16 protein-coding genes are annotated in these 20,377 nt (G+C 57.2%); 7 read left to right on the top strand and 9 right to left on the bottom strand.

Going from position 1 to position 20,377, the window contains the following annotated elements; genetic code table 11:
* Positions 1 to 9: 9 nt before the first annotated feature.
* Together HWX34_RS02935 and HWX34_RS02930 are read right to left on the bottom strand one after the other, a co-directional pair.
* Positions 10 to 1,482 carry a glycosyltransferase family 39 protein gene (locus HWX34_RS02935; RefSeq protein WP_178970917.1) on the bottom strand — a complete coding sequence of 491 codons (1,473 nt, stop codon included), beginning with the start codon at positions 1,480 to 1,482 and terminating at the stop codon, positions 10 to 12.
* A 165-nt stretch (positions 1,483 to 1,647) separates the two neighbouring features.
* Positions 1,648 to 3,024, bottom strand: coding sequence for a peptide MFS transporter (locus tag HWX34_RS02930; RefSeq protein ID WP_178970916.1), 1,377 nt, complete (start codon positions 3,022 to 3,024; stop codon positions 1,648 to 1,650).
* Between the two features lie 767 nt (positions 3,025 to 3,791).
* Between HWX34_RS02930 and HWX34_RS02925 the strand changes: the two genes are divergently transcribed.
* On the top strand, positions 3,792 to 5,183 hold the full coding sequence (locus tag HWX34_RS02925) for a tryptophanase (protein ID WP_178970915.1): 1,392 nt from the start codon (positions 3,792 to 3,794) through the stop codon (positions 5,181 to 5,183).
* 71 nt (positions 5,184 to 5,254) lie between these two features.
* Here HWX34_RS02925 and HWX34_RS02920 read toward each other — a convergent pair whose 3' ends face one another.
* The 7 genes from HWX34_RS02920 to ccoN form a co-directional block, all read right to left on the bottom strand.
* Positions 5,255 to 5,656 (bottom strand): YbaY family lipoprotein, encoded by a 402-nt coding sequence (locus HWX34_RS02920; protein WP_178970914.1) that lies wholly within the window; start codon positions 5,654 to 5,656, stop codon positions 5,255 to 5,257.
* On the bottom strand, positions 5,656 to 6,183 hold the full coding sequence (locus HWX34_RS02915; RefSeq protein WP_178970913.1) for a FixH family protein: 528 nt from the start codon (positions 6,181 to 6,183) through the stop codon (positions 5,656 to 5,658). The genes HWX34_RS02920 and HWX34_RS02915 overlap by 1 nt, the downstream gene beginning before the upstream one ends.
* Positions 6,184 to 6,186: 3 nt before the next feature.
* A complete protein-coding gene (gene ccoG, locus HWX34_RS02910; protein WP_178970912.1) occupies positions 6,187 to 7,632 on the bottom strand; it encodes a cytochrome c oxidase accessory protein CcoG in 1,446 nt (481 codons plus the stop codon).
* Between the two features lie 147 nt (positions 7,633 to 7,779).
* The gene (ccoP, locus tag HWX34_RS02905) at positions 7,780 to 8,706 is read right to left on the bottom strand and encodes a cytochrome-c oxidase, cbb3-type subunit III (protein WP_178970911.1); all 927 of its coding nucleotides are present in this window, start codon (positions 8,704 to 8,706) and stop codon (positions 7,780 to 7,782) included.
* Complete coding sequence (locus HWX34_RS02900) at positions 8,703 to 8,897, bottom strand: CcoQ/FixQ family Cbb3-type cytochrome c oxidase assembly chaperone (protein ID WP_045845631.1); 195 nt, start codon at positions 8,895 to 8,897, stop codon at positions 8,703 to 8,705. The genes ccoP and HWX34_RS02900 overlap by 4 nt, the downstream gene beginning before the upstream one ends.
* Before the next feature lie 3 nt (positions 8,898 to 8,900).
* Positions 8,901 to 9,515 (bottom strand): cytochrome-c oxidase, cbb3-type subunit II, encoded by a 615-nt coding sequence (gene ccoO / locus HWX34_RS02895; RefSeq protein ID WP_045845632.1) that lies wholly within the window; start codon positions 9,513 to 9,515, stop codon positions 8,901 to 8,903.
* A 20-nt stretch (positions 9,516 to 9,535) separates the two neighbouring features.
* A complete protein-coding gene (gene ccoN, locus HWX34_RS02890; protein WP_045845633.1) occupies positions 9,536 to 10,963 on the bottom strand; it encodes a cytochrome-c oxidase, cbb3-type subunit I in 1,428 nt (475 codons plus the stop codon).
* A gap of 455 nt (positions 10,964 to 11,418) precedes the next feature.
* Between ccoN and HWX34_RS02885 the strand changes: the two genes are divergently transcribed.
* From HWX34_RS02885 to HWX34_RS02860, 6 genes are all read left to right on the top strand, one after another.
* On the top strand, positions 11,419 to 13,200 hold the full coding sequence (locus tag HWX34_RS02885; RefSeq protein WP_178970910.1) for a M61 family metallopeptidase: 1,782 nt from the start codon (positions 11,419 to 11,421) through the stop codon (positions 13,198 to 13,200).
* Between the two features lie 121 nt (positions 13,201 to 13,321).
* The gene (gene pepN, locus HWX34_RS02880; RefSeq protein ID WP_178970909.1) at positions 13,322 to 15,946 is read left to right on the top strand and encodes an aminopeptidase N; all 2,625 of its coding nucleotides are present in this window, start codon (positions 13,322 to 13,324) and stop codon (positions 15,944 to 15,946) included.
* 143 nt (positions 15,947 to 16,089) lie between these two features.
* Complete coding sequence (locus tag HWX34_RS02875; protein WP_178970908.1) at positions 16,090 to 17,013, top strand: alpha/beta fold hydrolase; 924 nt, start codon at positions 16,090 to 16,092, stop codon at positions 17,011 to 17,013.
* 64 nt (positions 17,014 to 17,077) lie between these two features.
* On the top strand, positions 17,078 to 17,710 hold the full coding sequence (locus HWX34_RS02870; protein ID WP_178970907.1) for a 2OG-Fe(II) oxygenase: 633 nt from the start codon (positions 17,078 to 17,080) through the stop codon (positions 17,708 to 17,710).
* Positions 17,711 to 17,785: 75 nt separating this feature from the next.
* Positions 17,786 to 18,886: a chorismate synthase gene (gene aroC, locus HWX34_RS02865; protein ID WP_178970906.1), complete on the top strand. Its 1,101-nt coding sequence runs from the start codon at positions 17,786 to 17,788 to the stop codon at positions 18,884 to 18,886.
* Positions 18,887 to 18,934: 48 nt separating this feature from the next.
* On the top strand, positions 18,935 to 20,359 hold the full coding sequence (locus HWX34_RS02860; protein ID WP_178970905.1) for an EAL and HDOD domain-containing protein: 1,425 nt from the start codon (positions 18,935 to 18,937) through the stop codon (positions 20,357 to 20,359).
* Positions 20,360 to 20,377: the final 18 nt, after the last annotated feature.

Raw genomic sequence — 20,377 nt, 5'->3', positions numbered from 1 at the left:
CCTTGTTATTCATGGTTTTGCTGTACCGGCTGCTTCGCGCAGCAGCAGCATCTGGTCCTTCATCACCGTAAAGCGGGCAATCGGCTTGAAGCGCTGCTTGATATCGGCAGGCAGGCTGGGCAGGTCGCGCTGCTCGGTGACAATGAAATGACTATGGCCTTCTGCCAGCAACTGGCGCAGTGCCTGCGGCTGCTGCGTGGTCTTGACCTTGCCCTCGCTGTAGAACTCGGCGGAAAACTCGCGACGGCTGTCCCAGAAAACCAGCGTGCTGCCTGCAGCTGGTTGCTGTTGTTGCCAGGCAGCAATCACCAGCTGTTGCGTGCGGAAGTAACGCTGCCCCTGCGTCCATTGCAGCGCCACCGCCAGCAGCAACAGTACACCGGACGCCATGGCAAGCAAAGGCAGGCTGCTGCCTTGCTGCGGCTGACGGCAGCCGTACCACAGGGTGGCAAACAGCAGAGCGCAACCCGGCAGCATGGGCAGGGGGTAGGGGAAGATAATGTTGCCGGAAATGGTGAAGAACAGCAGCGTCATCAGGCTCCATAGCAAGACATACAAGCGCCAGCCATCGCTGTCGGCTGTGCGCTTCAGCATGGTTTTGCCATGACGCGCCAGCCAGACCAGCATGGCCAACGACCAGGGAAAAATGGCCCCCAGCCAGTACAGCCAGATCATGCCGCGCGGGGTGGCATGGGCATAGCCGTATTTGTCACCCTTCCAGCCTGGGTCGAGGAAGCGGCTGACATGCTCGCCCATGATGAAATAGTTGAGGAAGCCCGGCGTGCGGTATTCCGCCAGCAGATACCAGGGCAGGGCGATGGCCAGCATCAACAGGCTCCCGCTTATCCATGGCAGGCGTTGCCATATGGCTTTCCAGCCATTGCGCAGCAGCACCCAGAAGAAAATCGGCATGCCAACCAAAACGATGGCCAGCGGCCCCTTGGCCAGCAGGCCCAGACCCAGGCCGGCAAAAAACAGATAGCCCCAGCGCTTGCCGCGGGCTTGCATGGCATGCCAGAAGGCTAGCTGGGACAGCGCAACACAGAACATCAGTGCCGGATCGGTCATGACCGTGCCGGCCGCACCGAAGAACAGCAGGCTGCCCGCCAGGATGAGGGCTGATGCCAGCGCAGCTTCATGCCCCAGGCGCTGTCGGGCAGCATCTGCTACCAGCCACAGCACGGCCAGCGACAGCAGCAATGCCGGCAGGCGGGCGGCTAGCGGATTCACACCGAACAGCCCCATGCTGGCGGCGGAAGTCCAGGTGGACAGTGGCGGCTTGGCCCAGAACGGTACGCCATAATCGTGCCACAGCGTGACCCAGTTACCCGTTTCCAGCATCTTGCGGGCGATTTCGGCATAGCGCGCTTCGGTGGTATCCGTCAGCGGAATGGCCCACATGGCTAGCAGGCGGATCAGCAGCAGGGCAAACAATGCATAGGTGGCAAGTCGTTGCCAGCGGGTATCGGAGGACGGTCTCATGTAGTCCAGTCAGCACGCCGCAGGGCGGCCGGAAAAGTCGGAAAAAACCCGCACAGCTTACCATGCCAGCCTTGTTTTAGTCTTAAGCGCTACCGCCCGCACATGTAAAAACGCCGCCCTGAGGCGGCGTTCCAAGATGGCAGGCCACATTGGCCCGGCATGGTTTTACTGCAGGCCGTGCGTCATTTTTTTCAGCTTGCTGGACAGCAAGAACAGGATCAGCGCGCCAATACCGGCCATAACCACAAACACCATGAAGAAGTCATGCAGGTTGTTGATGCTATAACCCAGCAACTGCGGAGCGGGCTTGGCCGGGTCCGGATACAGCTCGGACAGCGTGCCAGCCAGCTTGTTGGCTGCGGCATTGGACAGGAACCAGATGCCCATCATCAGGCTGGTAAAGCGGGCCGGGGATAGTTTGACTACCAGCGACAGGCCGATGGGCGACAGGCACAGCTCACCAAAGGTGTGCAGTACATATAGGCTGACCAACCACAGCATGCTGACCTTGACCCCGGGCTCCAGTCCATCCACCCCGAATGCGATGACCAGATAGCCAATGGCCAGGAATAGCAGGCCGAATGCCATTTTGACCGGCGAGGCCGGTTCTCGTCCCTGCTTGCCAAGCCAGCTCCACAGCATGGCAAACAGCGGGGCAAAGATAACCACGGAAATCGGATTGATGGACTGGAAGTAGGATGCTGGAACAGTAAAGCCCAGCAGATTGCGATTGGTCTGCTCCTCGGCAAAGAAGGTCAGCGAGGCTCCGGCCTGCTCGAAAGCCGACCAGAAGAAAATCACAAAGGCCGAGACAATCAGGATGACGGCGAGGCGTTCCTTTTCCACTCGGGTCAGCGGCGCATGGACGACCTTTTCGCCACTGGCATGGTGACGTTGCGGTGCCAGGCCAATGGGCTTGCCTTCCGGGGTGACCAAGTATTTGTGCTTGAACAGGCTGAATACCAGCAGGCTGAACAGCATGCCGCAGCCAGCCGCCAGGAAGCCCCATTTGAAGTCATCCGGATTGCCGGTATCGCCCAGGGTGCCGCAAATGAGCGGGGCCATCAGCGAACCGGCATTGATACCCATGTAGAAAATGGTAAACGCGGCATCCACCCGTTTGTCGTCCGGTGCATACAGCTGGCCCACCATGGACGAAATATTGGGTTTGAACAGGCCATTACCGGCAATCAGCAGGCCCAGGCCGGCATACAGCAAGCTGGAGGCCAATGGCACATTGCTGGCATGCAGGCTGCCGGAGCAGAACAGCAGGAACTGGCCACAAGCCATCAGCACACCGCCGGTCAGAATGGAGCGGCGGTTCCCCCAGTAGCGGTCAGCAATATAGCCGCCAATCAAGGGCGTGAGATAAACCAGGCCGGTATAGCTGCCATAGATGTCAGCGGCGTGTGCCTTGTCAAACATCAGGGCCTTGATCATGAACAGGACAAAAATGGCGCGCATGCCGTAGTAGCTGAAGCGCTCCCACATCTCGGTGACAAAGAGCAGATACAGCCCTTTGGGGTGGGATTGGGTGGTCATAGGTATTTCCTTGTGCAGCTTGGGATGCCATCAGCCTGATGGCTTGTTGTGATATTTTATTGCTTACAATTTCAAGCAGGCGGCGATAGTAGCGACTTAATCACTCTCTGTGGAGTGTTTGTGCTGCATATTTTGCATGTTGTGCAGTATAAGATAAAGTTAATATTCTTTGTTTGACATACGGCAAGTATTTCAATGGAAAGGGAAATTTCCCTGAATGTTGCCAGCTTGAACACGATGGTGACGACAGCCTGGCTGTGGTAAATCGTGCAAAACGTACAGACTCCCGCCGGTGGTGGGTGCGGGCCTGTCAGACTAAAGCAGAGTGGCCGCTGCTGCGCTGACCCAAGGGAGTGCTGGAGAGCTTAGGTGTGTGCCATGAGTGCGTGGTATCCCGGTCACACCGGATGGACTGTCTGGACGGATGGTTGACAATTTTCTTGCGATGGAATCATCCAGGAGGTAATCTGGCCGCGCCATCCGGCAATGATTTTTACTAAGGTGTTTCTCATGAACACGTTGGCATGCTTGACCCGGACGGCTGCCAACCAAGGTAGCCTGCCCGAAAACTGGTTTACCCTCGATATCGTGCTCGCCTACGACTTTCCGCGTCGTTGATCTCCCCTTGTAGCCGAATCACGGCTGCATTCCGTTGCATTCATTTTCTTATCTGAATCACACCTCTGGCTTTGTCGCGCCTGGCTAACTTGCGCCTGCGATGGCTGCTGCACGCCTGCCCGATGGCCAGAGCAAAGGGAGTATTACGCATGGCACGACGCATTCCTGAACCGTTCCGCATCAAAATGGTGGAACCCATCAAGCAAACCACCCCGGAATATCGCCAACAGGCTTTGGCGGAAGCGGGTTGGAACCCGTTTTTGCTACGTGGTGAAGATGTCTATATCGACCTGCTGACCGACAGTGGCACAGGTGCCATGTCTGACCGCCAGTGGGCCGGCCTGATGATGGGCGATGAAGCCTATGCCGGTAGCCGCAACTACTTTCACCTGGCGGATACAGTCAAGCAGCTGTTTGCCTATGAACACACCATCCCCACCCATCAGGGGCGTGGCGCAGAGCAGATCCTGTTTCCGGAACTGGTAAAACGCTGTCGTGGTGATCAGCCGGTATTCATTTCCAACTATCACTTTGATACCACCAAGGCACACGTCGAAATTGCAGGTGCGCGCGCCATCAATGTGCTCACGCCCAAGGCGCTGGATACCGAGGCAGCCTACGACTGGAAGGGTGACTTTGATCTGGCCAGACTGGCTGATGTCATTGCCAGTGCCGGGGCCGAAAACGTGGCCGGCCTCATCATCACCATCACGTGCAACAGCGCTGGCGGGCAGCCGGTTTCCCTGCCGAATATGCGTGCTGCCAGCCAATTGGCGCGCCAGCATGGCATTCCGGTGATTATTGATGCAGCCCGTTTTGCCGAGAATGCCTGGTTCATCCAGCAGCGCGACCCGGACTACGCCAAGCACAGCATTGAAGAAATCGTGCTGGAAATGTTCAGCCACGGTGACATGCTGACCATGTCGGCCAAGAAAGACGGCCTGGTGAATATTGGCGGCCTGTGCTGCTTCAAGGATGATGTCGACCTCTTCCGTGCCGTGCAGGTGCGCTGTGTGCCGATGGAAGGCTTTGTCACCTATGGCGGTCTGGCCGGGCGCGATATGGAGGCCTTGGCCATTGGCCTGAAGGAAGGGCTGGATCCGGCTTATCTGACCTACCGCATCAGCCAGGTTGAGTATCTGGGTGAGCGTTTGCGCGCGGGTGGCGTACCCATCCAGTATCCGACTGGCGGACATGCGGTGTTTGTCGATGCCAAGCGCTTGTTGCCGCATCTTCCTGCCGAGCAGTTCCCGGCACATGCGTTGGCTTGCGCGCTCTATCTGGAAGGCGGCATCCGTGGGGTGGAAATCGGCTCCTTGCTGCTGGGGCGTAACCCGCAAACCGGCGAACAGGAACCGTCACCGCTGGAGCTGCTGCGGCTGACCATTCCGCGCCGGGTCTATACCAACGACCACATGGACTACATCGCCGATTGCCTGATCGAAGTGAAGACACGGGCAGCCAGTATCACCGGCCTTGGCTTTGAATACGAGCCGCCCATCCTGCGACACTTCACGGCACGACTCAAGCCCTTGGCTTGAGGCTGGTTGTAATGAAAATGGCTGCCATCTGGCAGCCATTTTTTTGGTCTGGTAATGAACTGGACGTGGTGTTACTTGATCAGCTCGACCGGAATCAGGGCCGCTTCCGTACCAAAAGCATTAATGTGGCTGGTGTTCTGCAGACGCAGTTCACCATCGACATAAACCTGGGCCTGCACGCTGTAACTGCCATTGGTCTGAATGGCCTGCTTGTCATAGCACAGCGAATAGCTCACCGGGAAAGACCTGGGCTTTTCCAGTGTCTGTTCCGCCAGCAGGCGCGCTGGCGCATCCGCTTGCTGGCGTTCATCCAGCAGACGAACGCGTACCAGCGTGGTGGCCAGCGGCAGGTTGGCCGGGGTGGCCAACGTCACCTTGCCATTCAGGTACTGTGGCTGGTAGGCCTTGCTGGCACAGCCAGTCATGGCGAGGGCCAGGGCAAAGAGGGCAGTGCTACGCAGGTACCGGTGCATCAGTCCACGGCCTCCAGCTTGGGTTGGCCCAGCATGATCACCGGGCCTTGCTCCGGCTTCCACTCCGCCTGCACACGCCACTGGTTGCCTTTGTCTTCCAGCTGCACATACCAGTGATTGGCTTTCACCAGCTCCTTGTTCAAGCTGCCGCTGTATTGATTGGCGGCTAGCTTGTGCAGGTCGGCCGTGGCGTCGTAGTCGTCCTGTGCCGGGTGAATCAGCTTCAGGCTCAGGGTGTCGGGCAAAGGCTGCTTGCTGGTGGTGTTGACGGTGATGCTGTGACCATCGCTGCTGAGCATGACCTGAGCCGTAATGCCCAGAGCTGCTGCCGCAGTGTTGCGGCGCAATTCCATATTGATGGCCTTGCCCTTGTTGTAATAGTCGTCCGTAACCAGGCCATCATCCGTCTTGAGCGCGGTGGTGATGTAACAGCTGCCGACGATGACCGCGGCGAGCGGAAAACTGATCAAAAACCACACCCACGGTTCTTTATACCAAGGGCGTGATACGGGGGTGTCCAGTTGCATGACTTACTCTCCGATGAAGCTGGATTTTTCTTCCACATGCAGTACCGGGGTGCTGACGGTTTCCACCTTGAAGTGAATCTCGTGGCTGCCCTTGGTCGCTACTTGCGGGTCGGCTTGAACGCGCACGCCAAAACTTTCGGTTTCGGTTGCCTTGACCTTGATCTTTTTGCTATCGCTTTCCAGTTTCAGATCCGGCATGCCGTCCACCGAGATTTTAAACTCCTGGTCGCGTTCTGTCGTGTTGATGATCTTGATGGTGTAGGCATTTTCCAGCAGGCCCGCATCGGTTTCCTTCACCAGCGAGGCGCGATCGCGCAGGATATCCACCTTGAACGGTTTGCGCATGGCCAGCGAGCCGAGTGCGGCACCCAGTACAATCAGCAGCACCACCGTATACATGATCACCCGCGGGCGGCGCAGATGCTTGATGATTTCGCTTTCCGGATATTTGCCTTCCAGCGCATTTTCCGTGGTGTAGCGGATCAGGCCACGCGGATAACCTACTTTGTCCATGACTTCGTCACAGGCGTCGATACAGGCAGCACAGCCGATACATTCGTATTGCAGGCCGTTACGGATATCAATCCCTACCGGGCAAACTTGTACACAGATACCGCAATTTACACAGGAACCCAGGCCCTGTTCCTTGAAGTCCACCCCTTTTTTGCGTGCGCCGCGCGGTTCGCCACGGGCTTCGTCATAAGAAATGATCAGGGTGTCGGCATCAAACATCACGCTCTGGAAGCGGGCATACGGGCACATGTATTTGCATACCTGCTCGCGCATGAAGCCAGCCAGCAGATAGGTAAAACCTGCGTAGAAGAAAATCCAGAAGCTTTCCCACGGGCCATAGTCGAAGGTTGGCATGGCTTTGACCAGATCACGGATAGGCGTGAAATAGCCAACCAGCGAGAAGCCGGTCCACAAACAGAACACGATCATCAGGCCGTGCGTGGTCAGTTTCAGTCGTGCTTTACGCAAGCTCATCGGCTCTTTGTCCAGCTTGATGCGCTTGTTGCGATCGCCTTCCACCAGCTGTTCGATCCACAGCATGACTTCGGTGTAGACCGTTTGCGGACAGGCATAGCCACACCACAGGCGCCCGGCAATGGTAGTCCAGACAAACAGACCAAATGCACAGCTCATCAGCAGTGCCGCCAGATAGACAAAGTCTTGCGGCCAGATGGTCAGGCCGAAAATGAAGAACTTGCGGTTGACCATGTCGAAAAACACCGCTTGCCGGCCATTCCAGGTCAGCCAGGGCAGGCCCAGGAAAACCAGCTGAGTACCCAGGACAAACAGAATACGCCAGTTATTGAAGATGCCCTTGACGCTACGCGGGTAGATCTTCTTTTGTGCCTCGTACAAGGACACGGTTTCGGAACCGGCTTTGGGAGAGGGGGGGGTGTGTTCTACTTTGACCGGGATATCTTTTAACGAATCAGACATGGTGTTTTCCTGAAGAGGATTTCGCAAAGTACACTTTGGTGATGGACTTTACGCAAGCATCTTGCAAGTCATTATATTATATAAATAAGTATAGTATTTGATGTAAAGCATACTGCCCGCTTGCGCGGGCAGTATGTTGGCTAAGGCTTACTGCGCCTTGGCGTTATTGGACAGGCCCCACACGTAGGCCGCCAGCAGATGAACCTTGGCATCGCCCAGGAAGTCCTTCCAGGCCGGCATCTGGTTGTTGCGACCATTGGTGATGGTCTCGATGATGGTCTTTTCAGTACCACCATACAGCCAGCTTCCGCTCGGGTGTGTCAGGTTCGGTGCGCCCAGTTGCTGGTTACCCTTGCCGTCCGGGCCGTGGCAGGCTGCGCAGATGGTGGTAAAGGTTTCCTTGCCACGTGCAGCGCGTTCGGCATCGAATTTCTTCTTCTGAACCGACAGCGACAACACGTAGTTGGCTACGTCCTTGACCTTCTCTTCACCCAGCACCGTACCCCATGCCGGCATTTGACCGTGACGACCATTCAGAATGGTGGTCTCGATGGTTTTCGGATCACCACCCCATTGCCAATCATGATTGACCAGGTTGGGGAAACCCTTGGCACCACGTGCATCAGAACCGTGGCACTGCACGCAGTAGGTCTGGAACAGGCGTTTGCCCATTTCCTGTGCCTTGGGGTCTGCGGCAATGGTTTTCAGGTCCTGCTTCAGGTAGCTGTCATACAGCGGCTGGTATTTGGCTTCCGCCTGGGCACGTTCTTCCTTGTACTGACCTACGGAAGTCCAGCCACGGATACCTTGCCACTTGCCAAGGCCGGGGTAGAGCACCAGATAGCAGGCACCGAAAATCAGCGTGATGTAGAACATCAGCATCCACCAGCGCGGCAGCGGGTGGTTGTACTCTTCGAGGTCGCCATCCCAGACATGGCCCATGGTTTCAACCTGCTCACCCTTCTTGACCGTGGTCTTGGATTGGGTGAACAACAGCAGGGACAGGCCAACAAAACCTGCAACCACGATGGCCGTGATCCAGATGCCCCAGAAATCGCTTACGAAATCACTCATTGTTTTGCTCCGTTAGAAGCCGACTCATGGTTGTCGGCCTCCTGCACCTTGTCGTCGTCGAGAAAGGGCACATTGGCCGCTTCATCGTACCGGTTCTTTGAGCGTCTGCTGTAGGCGATGAACAACACCAGAATGAAGAAGGTGAAGCACATCACGGTGAAGGCAGAACGTCCAATCGTTACCCAGTCCATGACTTAGCGAACATTCTTCAGTGCGAGACCCAAGCCCTGCAGATATGCAATCAGGGCATCCATTTCCGACTTGCCTTCAACCTGAGCCTTGGCTTCGGCGATATCCTTGTCGGTATAGGGAACACCTACAGCGCGCAGGGCTTCCATTTTCTTCGGCATGATTTCGGCATCGGCCAGGTTCTTCGACAGCCACGGGAAAGCAGGCATGTTGGATTCCGGAACCACGTCACGCGGATTGGTCAGGTGGACACGGTGCCATTCGTCAGAATAACGACCGCCTACACGGGCCAGGTCCGGACCGGTACGCTTGGAACCCCACTGGAAGGGATGGTCGTAAACCGACTCACCCGCAACGGAGTAGTGACCATAACGCTCTGTTTCGGCGCGGAACGGACGAATCATCTGGGAGTGGCAGTTGTAGCAGCCTTCACGGATGTAAATGTCGCGACCAGCCAGTTGCAGCGCGGTATAGGGCTTGACGCCGGCAACAGGCTGCGTGGTGGACTTCTGGAATGCCAGCGGCAGGATTTCCACCAGGCCGGCAAAGCTGATCACGATCAGGGTGAACACGATGAGGTAACCCACGTGCTCTTCAATCAGTTTCTGGATCTTTTCCATGTTCTTCTACCTTTATCCGCTTAAGCGTGAGCCGATGCGTTGACAGCCGGGATCTTGGCGTCAACAGCCTTGCCACTGGCAACGGTGCGGAAGGTGTTGTAGGCCATCAGCAGCATACCGGTCAGGTACAGCGTACCACCCAGGAAACGCACGAAGTGGTAGGGGTAGGTTGCTTTCACGGCTTCCACAAAGGCATAAGTCAGGGTGCCGTCGGCATTCAGGGCACGCCACATCAGGCCCTGGGTCACACCGGAGATCCACAGTGCGGCGATGTACAGAACCACACCGACAGTAGCCAGCCAGAAGTGCGCTTCGATCAGCTTGGTGCTGTGCATGGACTCACGGCCGAACAGGCGCGGCAGCAGGTAGTACATGGAACCGATGGTGATGAAGCCAACCCAGCCCAGAGCGCCGGAGTGCACGTGACCGATGGTCCAGTCAGTGTAGTGCGACAGGGCATTCACGGACTTGATGGACATCATCGGGCCTTCGAAGGTGGACATACCGTAGAAGGACAGGGAAACCACCAGGAACTTCAGAACCGGGTCGGTACGCAGTTTGTGCCATGCACCGGACAGGGTCATGATGCCGTTGATCATGCCGCCCCAGCTCGGAGCCAGCAGCACCAGGGAGAACACCATACCCAGCGACTGAGTCCAGTCAGGCAGGGCAGTGTAGTGCAGGTGGTGAGGACCAGCCCACATATAGGTAAAGATCAGGGCCCAGAAGTGAACCACCGACAGGCGATAGGAGTAAACCGGACGACCAGCTTGCTTCGGCACGAAGTAGTACATCATGCCCAGGAAGGCGGCGGTCAGGAAGAAACCCACGGCATTGTGGCCATACCACCATTGCACCATGGCATCCACTGCACCGGCGTACACGGAGTAGGACTTGGTCAGGGAAACCGGTACAAAGGCGCTGTTGACGATGTGCAGCAGGGCAACTGCCAGGATGAACGCACCGTAGAACCAGTTGGCTACATAGATGTGTTTAACCTTGCGGATGGCGATGGTGCCGAAGAATACGATGGCATACACCACCCAGGTCACGGCGATCATCAGCTTGATCGGCCATTCCAGTTCGGCGTATTCCTTGCCGAAGGTGATACCCAGCGGCAGGGTGATGGCAGCGAGGACAATGATCAGCTGCCACATCCAGAAGGTGAAGGCTGCCAGTTTGTCCGAGATCAGACGTACGTTACAGGTTCGCTGCACGACGTAGTAGGAAGTTGCAAACAGGCCGCAACCGCCAAAGGCGAAAATTACGGCGTTGGTGTGCAGCGGGCGCAAACGGCCAAAGTGGAACCAGGGCCCAAAATTGAGCTCCGGCCACACCAATTGGGCCGCAATGATGACGCCCACCAGCATGCCTACAATGCCCCATACTACGGTCATGATGGCAAACTGGCGCACCACCTTATAGTTATAAGTGGATTGCGTTTCCATTTAGGGTTTTCTCCAAGGTTGCTAACTTAGAACGTGACAAACCGTGGCGACTTGATTTCCTGCTCGCTGCCCCAAACTGAAATGAGCAGGAAAAGCCGCTGAGGAACCTGAGCAATTTCAGACTAGCAAAGTGTTTGACCCGTGCTGACAATGTTCTGCCAGAAACCTGGCAAAGCGTAGTCAGACACACACTTTTTCCCCATTTATTCAGCAGGGATTCTAATGCAAATACCCATGACGGGCCAGTTGATTAGTATGCCTGCGGGATTTTTACGTCCACCATTTTCTTGATTTCAAGCGAGCTGGCAGCAAGCTATTAACCTGATGCCGCTTACTGGGGATTATATTGTCATGCCTGTCCAAGCCCTTGACTTAAGTCAAATCGTGATCGGCAGCCCCCCTGTTGCGACGCGGGTGCTAGAATCTGCCGTTTTCTATCCTTTCCAGGGCAGATCATGACCACCGCCGTCCATTACTCCATTCGTCCGTGCCCAGCGGAACCCCATTGTTTTGAAATTACGCTTAAGGTTGACAAGCCTGCGAGGGACGGACAGGTGTTTTCCTTGCCAGCCTGGATTCCGGGTAGTTATCTGATCCGAGAGTTTTCCCGCCATATTGTCAGTATTCAAGCCAGTAGTGCTGGCAAAAGTGTGGGGCTTCGCAAGCTGGACAAACACAGCTGGCAGGCTGACCCGGTTAGCGGCAGCCTGACCCTGGTCTATCAGGTGTATGCCTATGACCTGTCTGTGCGTGGCGCATACCTGGATGACTCCCGCGGTTTTTTCAACGCCAGCAGCGTGTTTCTGTCCGTTGCCGGTTATGAGAATGATGCTTGCGAGGTGGAAATCCGCCCTGCCAAGGGCAAGGCCCATGCGGACTGGAAGGTAGCGACTGCCTTGCCCGCGGTGAAGGTGAAGAAAAGCGGCTTCGGGCTGTACCGTGCCGGGAACTACGACGAATTGCTGGACCATCCGGTGGAGCTGGGCGATTTCCATACGGTCAGCTTCAAGGCTTGCGGCGTGCCGCATCAGTTTGTGGTGTCAGGGCGTTTTCGTGGCGATTTGAAGCGGCTGGCTCGAGATACCAAGAAAATCTGCGAATACCAGATTCGCCTGTTCGGCACGCCGGCACCGTTCGAGCGTTATGTATTCATGCTTTATGTTGGCAAGGACATCTACGGCGGGCTGGAGCACCGGGCATCCACGGCGCTGGTGGCTAACCGGGATGACTTGCCCGCCGTCGACCAGACCGAGATTTCCGACGGTTATCTGAAACTGTTGGGCCTGATCAGCCATGAGTACTTCCACAGCTGGAATGTGAAGCGCATCAAGCCGGCGGCGTTCAGCCCTTATGATTTGCGCAGCGAAGGCTATACCCGGTTGTTGTGGGCGTTCGAGGGTATCACTTCCTATTACGATGACCTGACCCTGCTGCGCTGCGGGCTGATCGACAGCAAGCGCTATCTTGGCCTCTTGGCTCAGACAATCAGCGGCGTGCAGCGTGGAGCCGGCCGCTTGAAACAAACGCTGGAGGAGTCCAGCTTCGATGCCTGGATCAAATACTACCGGCAAGATGAAAACAGCCCGAACAGCATTGTCAGCTATTACACCAAGGGTGCGCTGGCTGCCCTGGCACTGGACTTGACCCTGCGCCAACGTAGCAAGGGGGCCGTGACGCTGGATGACATCATGCGTGCGCTGTGGGCAAAGTGGCTGGCAGACGGCAAGGGGCTGGCCGAGCAGGAATGGGAAGAAATCGCCCAGCAGGTGGCTGGTTTCTCCTTGCAAGACTTCTTCGATCAGGCGCTACGCTCCACTACGGATCTGCCCTTGCCGCAGCTGTTATTGTCCCAGGGGGTAGACATGGGCTGGGACTACGCGGATCATGCCGGCGATGCCGGTGGCATTGGTCTGCCGGCAGCACAGCGTAAACCCAAAGCAAGTCTGGGCGTGAAGACACAAGCCGACCCGGCTGGTTTGCGCCTGACGCACGTTTATGATGGTGGCGCAGCGCAAGAGGCCGGGCTGGCTGGCGGGGATGTCCTGCTGGCCGTGGATGGGCTGAAGGCGGCGGACCTGGACAAGATGCTGAGCCGGTATCGTGTGGGAGAGCGCATCACAATGCATGTATTCCGGCGCGATGAACTTCTGGTCCGCGAAGTCAGTCTGCAAGCACAGCCGCAAACAACTTGCCGTTTGCAATTGCAGAACAAGACCGGGCCATGGCCCATGGCGTAAGTGTCATGGCGTCATGGCCATGATGGATCAAACCGTAAAGCGAACCAGGGTGGTGATCCTGCCCGGTTCATGACTCAGACCGGCACCAACCGGCAATGACCTGAAAATTAGAGAGAAGAACATGGCGCAGCAGCCTCAAGTGAACTATCTGAAAGACTATGCCGTCCCGGCCTATCTGGTGGACCGGGTGGATTTGAAGTTCGATATCGAGGAAGCGCAGACGCGAGTCCATTCACGACTGGTGATCAAGCGTAACCCGCAGTCTGCTGCGCCAGCCAATCTGTGGCTGGATGGAACGGCCACCTTGCGTGTGCTCACCCTGGATGGGGAGCGCCTGTCTGCCGACGCCTATCAGCTGAACGAAGAAGGCTTGCTGATTCCCGGTGTGCCTGACAGCTTCATCCTGGAGGTGGAAACCGAACTTGACCCGGCCTCCAATACCAGCCTGATGGGCCTGTATGCGTCCAATGGCAATCTGTTTACCCAGTGCGAGCCGGAAGGTTTCCGCAAGATCACCTTCTATATGGACCGGCCGGATGTGATGGCCAAGTTCACCACCACCATTGTGGCCGACAAGCAGAAATACCCGGTGTTGCTGTCCAATGGCAACAAGGTGGGCGAGGGTGTGCTGGATAAAAAGCGCCACTGGGTGAAGTGGGTGGATCCGTACCGCAAACCTTCCTACCTGTTTGCCCTGGTTGCCGGCAAGCTGGTGGCCGCACGTGACAAGTTCACCACCGTGCGCGGCCGGGAAGTGACACTGGAAATCTGGACAGAACCTGCGGATCAGGACAAGGTGGCCTTCGGCATGGGTGCCGTCAAACGCGCAATGAAGTGGGATGAGCAGCGTTTCGGGCTGGAATACGACCTGGACATCTACATGATCGTGGCGGTCAGCGACTTCAACATGGGGGCCATGGAAAACAAGGGCCTCAATATTTTCAATACCTCGGCCGTGCTGGCGCGCAAGGACACCCGGACCGACGCCGAATTCCAGCGCGTGGAAGCCATCATCGCGCACGAGTATTTCCATAACTGGACCGGCAACCGCGTGACCTGCCGCGACTGGTTCCAGCTGTCGCTCAAGGAAGGGCTCACCGTATTCCGCGATCAGGAGTTCAGTTCTGATCTGGGCAGCCGGGCGGTCAAGCGCATTGACGATGTCAAAAGCCTGCGTGCCTTGCAGTTCCCGGAAGATGCCGGCCCGACCGCGCACCCGATTCGCCCCGACTCCTATATCGAGATGAACAATTTCTACACCATGACGGTGTATGAAAAAGGGGCAGAAGTCGTCCGCATGTACCATACCCTGCTGGGTGAGGAAGGCTTCCGCAAGGGCATGGACCTTTACTTCAAGCGCCACGATGGCCAGGCCGTGACTTGCGATGATTTCCGTGCCGCCATGGCGGACGCCAATGGGGTGGATCTGGCGCAATTTGCCTTGTGGTATAGCCAGGCCGGTACGCCGCTGCTGCAAGTCAGCAGTGCTTATGATGCCGCCGCGCAGCGCTATGCCCTTACGGTCAAGCAGTCCTGCCGCATTGTCGCTGGCCAGCCCGCACCGCAAGCCTTGCATATCCCGCTGGCCATGGGGCTGGTGGGCGCGAATGGCCAGGATCTGCCGCTACAGCTGGCAGGTGAGGATGAGGCACGACCGGGAACACGCGTGCTGGATGTCAAACAGGATGAACAAACCTTTGTTTTCCTCAATGTCGCGGAAGAGCCTGTGCCGTCCTTGCTGCGCGGCTTCTCCGCCCCGGTGAAGCTCGAGTACGACTGGCGTGACGATCAGCTTGCCTTCCTGATGGCCAATGACAGCGATAGCTTCTGCCGCTGGGAAGCAGGCCAGACCTTGGCTGAACGATTGTTCCGCCAGTTGATTACCGCCCAACTGGAAGGACGTGCGCTGGTATTGCCGGAAACCTTCGTGGCCGCTTTCCGTGCGGTGTTGAAGGATCATGCCGCCGACCCGGCGCTGCGTGCGCTGATGCTGGGCTTGCCCTCCGAAGCGGAAATCCTGGAAATGGTGGAGGTCGCTAATCCAGCCATCATCCATCAGGTTCGTGACTTTGTGCTGGATCAGTTGGCAGAGGCATTGCGCGGCGAATGGCACGAGGCCTACCAGTTGCACCAGACTCGTGAGTACAAGCCGGAAGATGCCGGTAAACGTGACCTGAAAAACCGTGCCTTGCAGATGCTGACCCGGCTCAGCGTTGCCTGGCCGGCGGAAGCAGCGCGCAAGCAGGCACTGGAGGCGGACAATATGTCTGACCAGATGGGTGCCATGCTGGCATTGCGTGATCATGACGGCGAGGAAAGGGACGAGTGCTACACCGCCTTTGCCGCGCGCTGGCAGCGCGATGCCCTGGTGATGGACAAATTCTTCATGCTGGTGGCCTCCAGCCAGCTGGAAGGTACGCTCAGTCATGTCCGTGCCGCCATGGAACATCCGGCATTCAGCCTGAAAAACCCCAACAAGGCGCGTGCATTGATTGGTACGTTTGGCAACAATATGGCGCATTTCCATGCCGAGGACGGCAGTGGTTATCGTTTCCTGGCGGATCAGGTACTGTCACTGGATGCCATCAATCCGCAAGTGGCCAGCCGCATCGTGCGTGCGTTCAATCGCTGGAAGAAGCTGGAGCCGGTGCGTCAGGCACTGATGAAGGCCGAGCTGGAGCGCATGCTGGCCAGCCCGCTGTCCAAGGATGTCTATGAGATTGTCTACAAGAACCTGAATGCCTGAATCGGCTGATGGTTGTTGGCAGACATGCTGCAAAAGGGTCGCGCAAGCGGCCCTTTTGCATTTTCAGCAGACAGGGATATTGACCTGTGGGAGGCTTGTTTGGATCATACGACTGTTTGACTTTATTCTGGTCAGGATGGGCGATGACAGAAATCACACAGCAAGACCACTACCTGACGCTGGACGATGGTGAGCAACTGTATATACGGCGCATTTCCCGGGCAGGCCAGGGAGAGCCGGTGTTGCTGGTGCATGGTGTCATGGCCAATGGGCGTATTTTCTATAGCGACAAGGGCAAGGGCCTGGCCCCGTTTCTGGCGGCGGCGGGCTATGACGTGTTTGTCGCTGACCTGCGCGGTCGTGGCCGCAGCACACCCAAAATCAATGCGGCCAGCCGGCATGGTCAAACAGAAATCATCTGCCGCGACCTGCCAGCCTTGCAGGCCGCCATCCGCCGCATCAAGGGCGACGTCGCCGTGCACTGGATGGCGCACTCCTGGGGTGGGGTGCACATGAGCAGCTGCCTGTTGCGCCATCCACGCTTGTGTTCTCAAGTAGCTTCGCTGGTGTATTTCGGCAGCAAGCGCAGTATTGCCGTACGCAACTGGCGCAAATGGCTGGAAGTAGACCTGATGTGGAATGTGCTGGCGCGCTGGATCATCCGCGCGGTGGGCTATCTGCCAGCGGCCCGTCTGCGACTTGGGGCTGACGACGAAACGGAAAAGAGCCACCGGCAAAGCAAGCGCTGGGCACAGCTGCGTCCCTGGGTTGATAGTGACGATGGTTTTGATTATGGCGCGGCAGCACGTCATGTTTCCTTGCCACCGGCCCTGTATTTTGCGGCGCGTAACGATCCTTGCCGGGGCCATCCCGATGATGTACGCCGGTTTCGTGCCGAGTCCGGCCCGCATTTGTCGCGCTTCAGGTTGCTGGCACGTTCCACCGGACATTGGCATGACTACAATCATGTGTCCTTGCTCACCCACCCTGACGCCCCTGCCGACCACTTCCCCTTGGTGCTGGAATGGCTGGCAGGACACCATGATCAGGTAATCGACCATAACTGATGAAGATCATTCCACTTGTCAAGACGCTGTGGTAGAACAGCGCGCTCTAGTGGAGAATGTGTGCATGAATCAAGAATCAGTTATCGATCCGGCCAAGCTGGATGCCATCATCGATCAGTTGGCAGAACATGGCTGGGTGGTGGATCACTCCCTGTTCAGCCTCGAGGCTATCAAACAGTTACAACAGTGCTGCCTGGAGCAATGGCAAGCCGGTCGCTTTCATGAAGCCGCGGTGGGGCGGGGGGATCAACAAGGACGTCGCAGCGAGATCCGCTCGGATTCGGTATTGTGGCTGGAGCCGGATGCCCCGGCCGATGCCATCCGTTATTACTTTTCCACGCTGGACCACGTCCGGCAGGCCGTCAACCAGGCCTTTTACATGGGGCTGGAAGATCTTGAGTCCCATTTCGCCGTTTATCCGCCCGGAAGTTTTTACAAGAAACATCTGGATCGATTCCGTGACGACGATGCCCGTGCCCTGACCGCTGTGCTGTATCTGAACGAAGACTGGCCGGATGATGCCGGTGGGCAGATCCGGCTTTATCTGGATGATGCATGCAGCCAGTCGCTGGACATTGCGCCCACTGCCGGCACGCTGGTGTTGTTCCTGTCCGACCGTTTCTGGCACGAAGTCCTGCCGGCCACGCAGCAGCGCTTGTCCGTGACCGGATGGTTCCGCCGCAGGCCGCAGATATAAGCCTGACCATCTTGGTGCGGTATTGCCGTGCTAGAATCAGCCAAAACCGGATGAAATGACAAGGGACGAATCAAGATGTCAGGCAACACCATGGGGCTGCTGTTTACTGTTACTTCTTTTGGCGAAAGCCACGGACCGGCCATTGGCTGTGTGGTGGACGGCTGCCCGCCCGGCCTGGCCATCAGTGCCGAGGAAATCCAGCTGGAGCTGGATCGCCGCAAACCGGGTACCAGCCGTCATGTCACCCAGCGACGCGAGCCCGATACCGTAGAAATCCTCTCTGGTGTGTACGAAGGCAAGACAACAGGTACACCCATCGCCTTGCTGATTCGCAATACCGACCAGCGCTCCAAGGATTACGGCAATATCGCGGAAACCTTCCGCCCCGGTCATGCGGACTATACTTACTGGCATAAATACGGAGTGCGCGACCCGCGTGGTGGTGGCCGTTCCAGCGCCCGGGAAACTGCGGTACGCGTGGCCGCTGGTGCCATTGCCAAAAAATGGTTGCATGAGCGTTATGGCGTGCTGATTCGCGGTCACATGACGCAGATTGGCGAAGTAAACATCCCTTTCCAAAGCTGGGATGTGGTCAATGCCAACCCCTTCTTTGCGGCGGATGAAAGCGTAGTTCCGCAGCTGGAAGAATATATGGACAGCATACGCAAGAGCCTGGATTCCGTCGGTGCCCGCTTGCGGGTGGTGGCCGAGAATGTTCCTGTTGGCTGGGGTGAGCCGGTATTTGACAGACTGGATGCTGATATTGCCTACGCCATGATGAACATCAATGCCGTCAAGGGCGTGGAAATCGGCGCTGGCTTCAACTCTGTCAGCCAGCGTGGTAGCGAACACGGTGATGAATTGACCCCACAGGGTTTTGCCAGCAATCACGCAGGTGGCATTCTGGGTGGCATTTCCACTGGGCAGGATATCGAAGTATCCATTGCCATCAAGCCAACGTCATCCATTGCCCAGCCGCGCCGTTCCATCGACAAACAAGGCAATCCGATACTGATGGAAACCCATGGCCGCCATGACCCCTGCGTTGGCATTCGTGCCACGCCCATCGCCGAAGCCATGCTGGCCCTGGTGTTGATGGATCATGCCTTGCGCCATCGTGCCCAATGTGGCGATGTGGTAGTGGATACCCCGAAAATTCCGGGGCGAATCAGCTAAACTGGGACGAAGCCTGTCTGAGAGCCCGGCACCAAGAGAGAGCACACCATGTTGAAGAACCTGATTGGCGGTTTGGCCGGTCGACTGAAAAAAAATGAAGACAGTCCCGACGACGAGATTGCTGCTGTAGAAAAAGAGCTGGAAGCCTCGCCGGTTAAGCCCAGCGCCGAGCCGGAACTGATCGAGCAGCTGCCTCCCACTCTTGGCTTTGTCACTCACCAGCCGGTCATGGATAGACAGCATCGCGTGGTGGCGTACGAGTTTTTCGTCAAGTCCGGGGCTGCGGCCAAAGGCGGCAAGCAGCAGGATTTCGACCGCTTGATGCTGACCACCCTGCAGAATATGGAAGTATTCCGCCTGCTGGCCTATCGTCGTGCTCTGGTACACATTTCTATCAGCTCGCTGACCGAGCCACTGTTGTTGCAGATGCCAGCCAAAAGCGTGATTTTTGTGCTGGAACCCGATCCGGATCAGCCGGTGATGGTCGAGGTGATGCCGATTCTGGATGAGCTCCGCAGCAAAGGTCTGCGTTTTGCGGTGGAGCCAGCCGCCTTCGACAACCAGGTACTGGCCGAGCGTTTGCAGCCCGAGCTGTTCAATCGCATGGATTTCATGCTGCTGGATTTCGCGGCACCGTCCACCAGGGTATTGGCACCTATTCTTGACCAGCTGCCGCGTCGCTACCCCAATGCCCGCTGGATGGCCCGCAATGTCGGTACGGCTGAAGATCTGGATATTTGCTTGCGCGCACCGGGCAGTAACCGCTTCGCCCTGTTCCATGGCCCTTTCATTGCCACCGTACGCAGCTTGGAGAGCGGCAAGGTAGACAGCAACCAAAGCCGCGTGCTGCAAATCATGCGCATGTTGCGTGCCAATGCCGAACCACGCGAACTGGAAGCCCAGTTCAAGCTGGACTCCGTGTTGTTGTTCAAGCTGTTGCGCTTTATCAACTCCCCGGTGAATGGCCTGGCCCGCAAAGTACAAACCATTGAGGAAACCCTGTTGCTACTGGGCAGGGAGACCCTGTTCAAATGGTTGTCCATGCTGTTGTTCACCGCCAAGAAGGAAGACGGAACAGCACTGGCCTTGCTGGAAAAATCGCTGATCCGTGCCCGTTTTCTGGAGCGCCTGGGTGCCTATCGTGGCAACAAGCTGGAGGCCGAACACCTTTTCCTGACCGGGATGTTCTCCTTGCTGGACGTACTGCTGAACCAACCCTTCCCGGACGTGCTGGATCCTCTGGAACTCCCTCCCACGGTACGGGATGCAGTGGTTGAGAACAAAGGCATGTTCAGCCCCTATCTGGCCTTGGCCCTGGCGTGCGAACAAGGTGACGACCAGCGCATCAATGCCCTGTGCAAAGTGCTTAATTTCGAGGTGGAACATACCTGCCGCTACTATATCGACTCGGTGGTATGGGCGCAGGAGGTACTGCGCGAAAGTGATGTGCACAATGATGTGGAAGCCGTCTGAGCCTGTTATCATTACGCT

The organism is Aquitalea sp. LB_tupeE, assembly GCF_013391415.1.
Taxonomy (GTDB): domain Bacteria; phylum Pseudomonadota; class Gammaproteobacteria; order Burkholderiales; family Chromobacteriaceae; genus Aquitalea.
Note: the sequence above shows the minus strand (reverse complement) of the source record. Positions and strands in the feature narration are given on the sequence as shown.

Excerpts from the sequence above, each read along its gene's own strand:
- aroC (WP_178970906.1), top strand. The coding sequence starts at position 17,786 with ATGTCAGGCAACACCATGGGGCTGCTGTTTACTGTTACTTCTTTTGGC.
- HWX34_RS02915 (WP_178970913.1), bottom strand. The coding sequence starts at position 6,183 with ATGCAACTGGACACCCCCGTATCACGCCCTTGGTATAAAGAACCGTGG.
- HWX34_RS02935 (WP_178970917.1), bottom strand. The coding sequence starts at position 1,482 with ATGAGACCGTCCTCCGATACCCGCTGGCAACGACTTGCCACCTATGCA.
- HWX34_RS02920 (WP_178970914.1), bottom strand. The coding sequence starts at position 5,656 with ATGCACCGGTACCTGCGTAGCACTGCCCTCTTTGCCCTGGCCCTCGCC.
- ccoP (WP_178970911.1), bottom strand. The coding sequence starts at position 8,706 with ATGAGTGATTTCGTAAGCGATTTCTGGGGCATCTGGATCACGGCCATC.
- HWX34_RS02870 (WP_178970907.1), top strand. The coding sequence starts at position 17,078 with ATGAATCAAGAATCAGTTATCGATCCGGCCAAGCTGGATGCCATCATC.
- HWX34_RS02875 (WP_178970908.1), top strand. The coding sequence starts at position 16,090 with ATGACAGAAATCACACAGCAAGACCACTACCTGACGCTGGACGATGGT.
- HWX34_RS02930 (WP_178970916.1), bottom strand. The coding sequence starts at position 3,024 with ATGACCACCCAATCCCACCCCAAAGGGCTGTATCTGCTCTTTGTCACC.
- HWX34_RS02860 (WP_178970905.1), top strand. The coding sequence starts at position 18,935 with ATGTTGAAGAACCTGATTGGCGGTTTGGCCGGTCGACTGAAAAAAAAT.
- HWX34_RS02885 (WP_178970910.1), top strand. The coding sequence starts at position 11,419 with ATGACCACCGCCGTCCATTACTCCATTCGTCCGTGCCCAGCGGAACCC.
- ccoN (WP_045845633.1), bottom strand. The coding sequence starts at position 10,963 with ATGGAAACGCAATCCACTTATAACTATAAGGTGGTGCGCCAGTTTGCC.
- ccoG (WP_178970912.1), bottom strand. The coding sequence starts at position 7,632 with ATGTCTGATTCGTTAAAAGATATCCCGGTCAAAGTAGAACACACCCCC.
- pepN (WP_178970909.1), top strand. The coding sequence starts at position 13,322 with ATGGCGCAGCAGCCTCAAGTGAACTATCTGAAAGACTATGCCGTCCCG.
- HWX34_RS02900 (WP_045845631.1), bottom strand. The coding sequence starts at position 8,897 with ATGGACTGGGTAACGATTGGACGTTCTGCCTTCACCGTGATGTGCTTC.
- HWX34_RS02925 (WP_178970915.1), top strand. The coding sequence starts at position 3,792 with ATGGCACGACGCATTCCTGAACCGTTCCGCATCAAAATGGTGGAACCC.
- ccoO (WP_045845632.1), bottom strand. The coding sequence starts at position 9,515 with ATGGAAAAGATCCAGAAACTGATTGAAGAGCACGTGGGTTACCTCATC.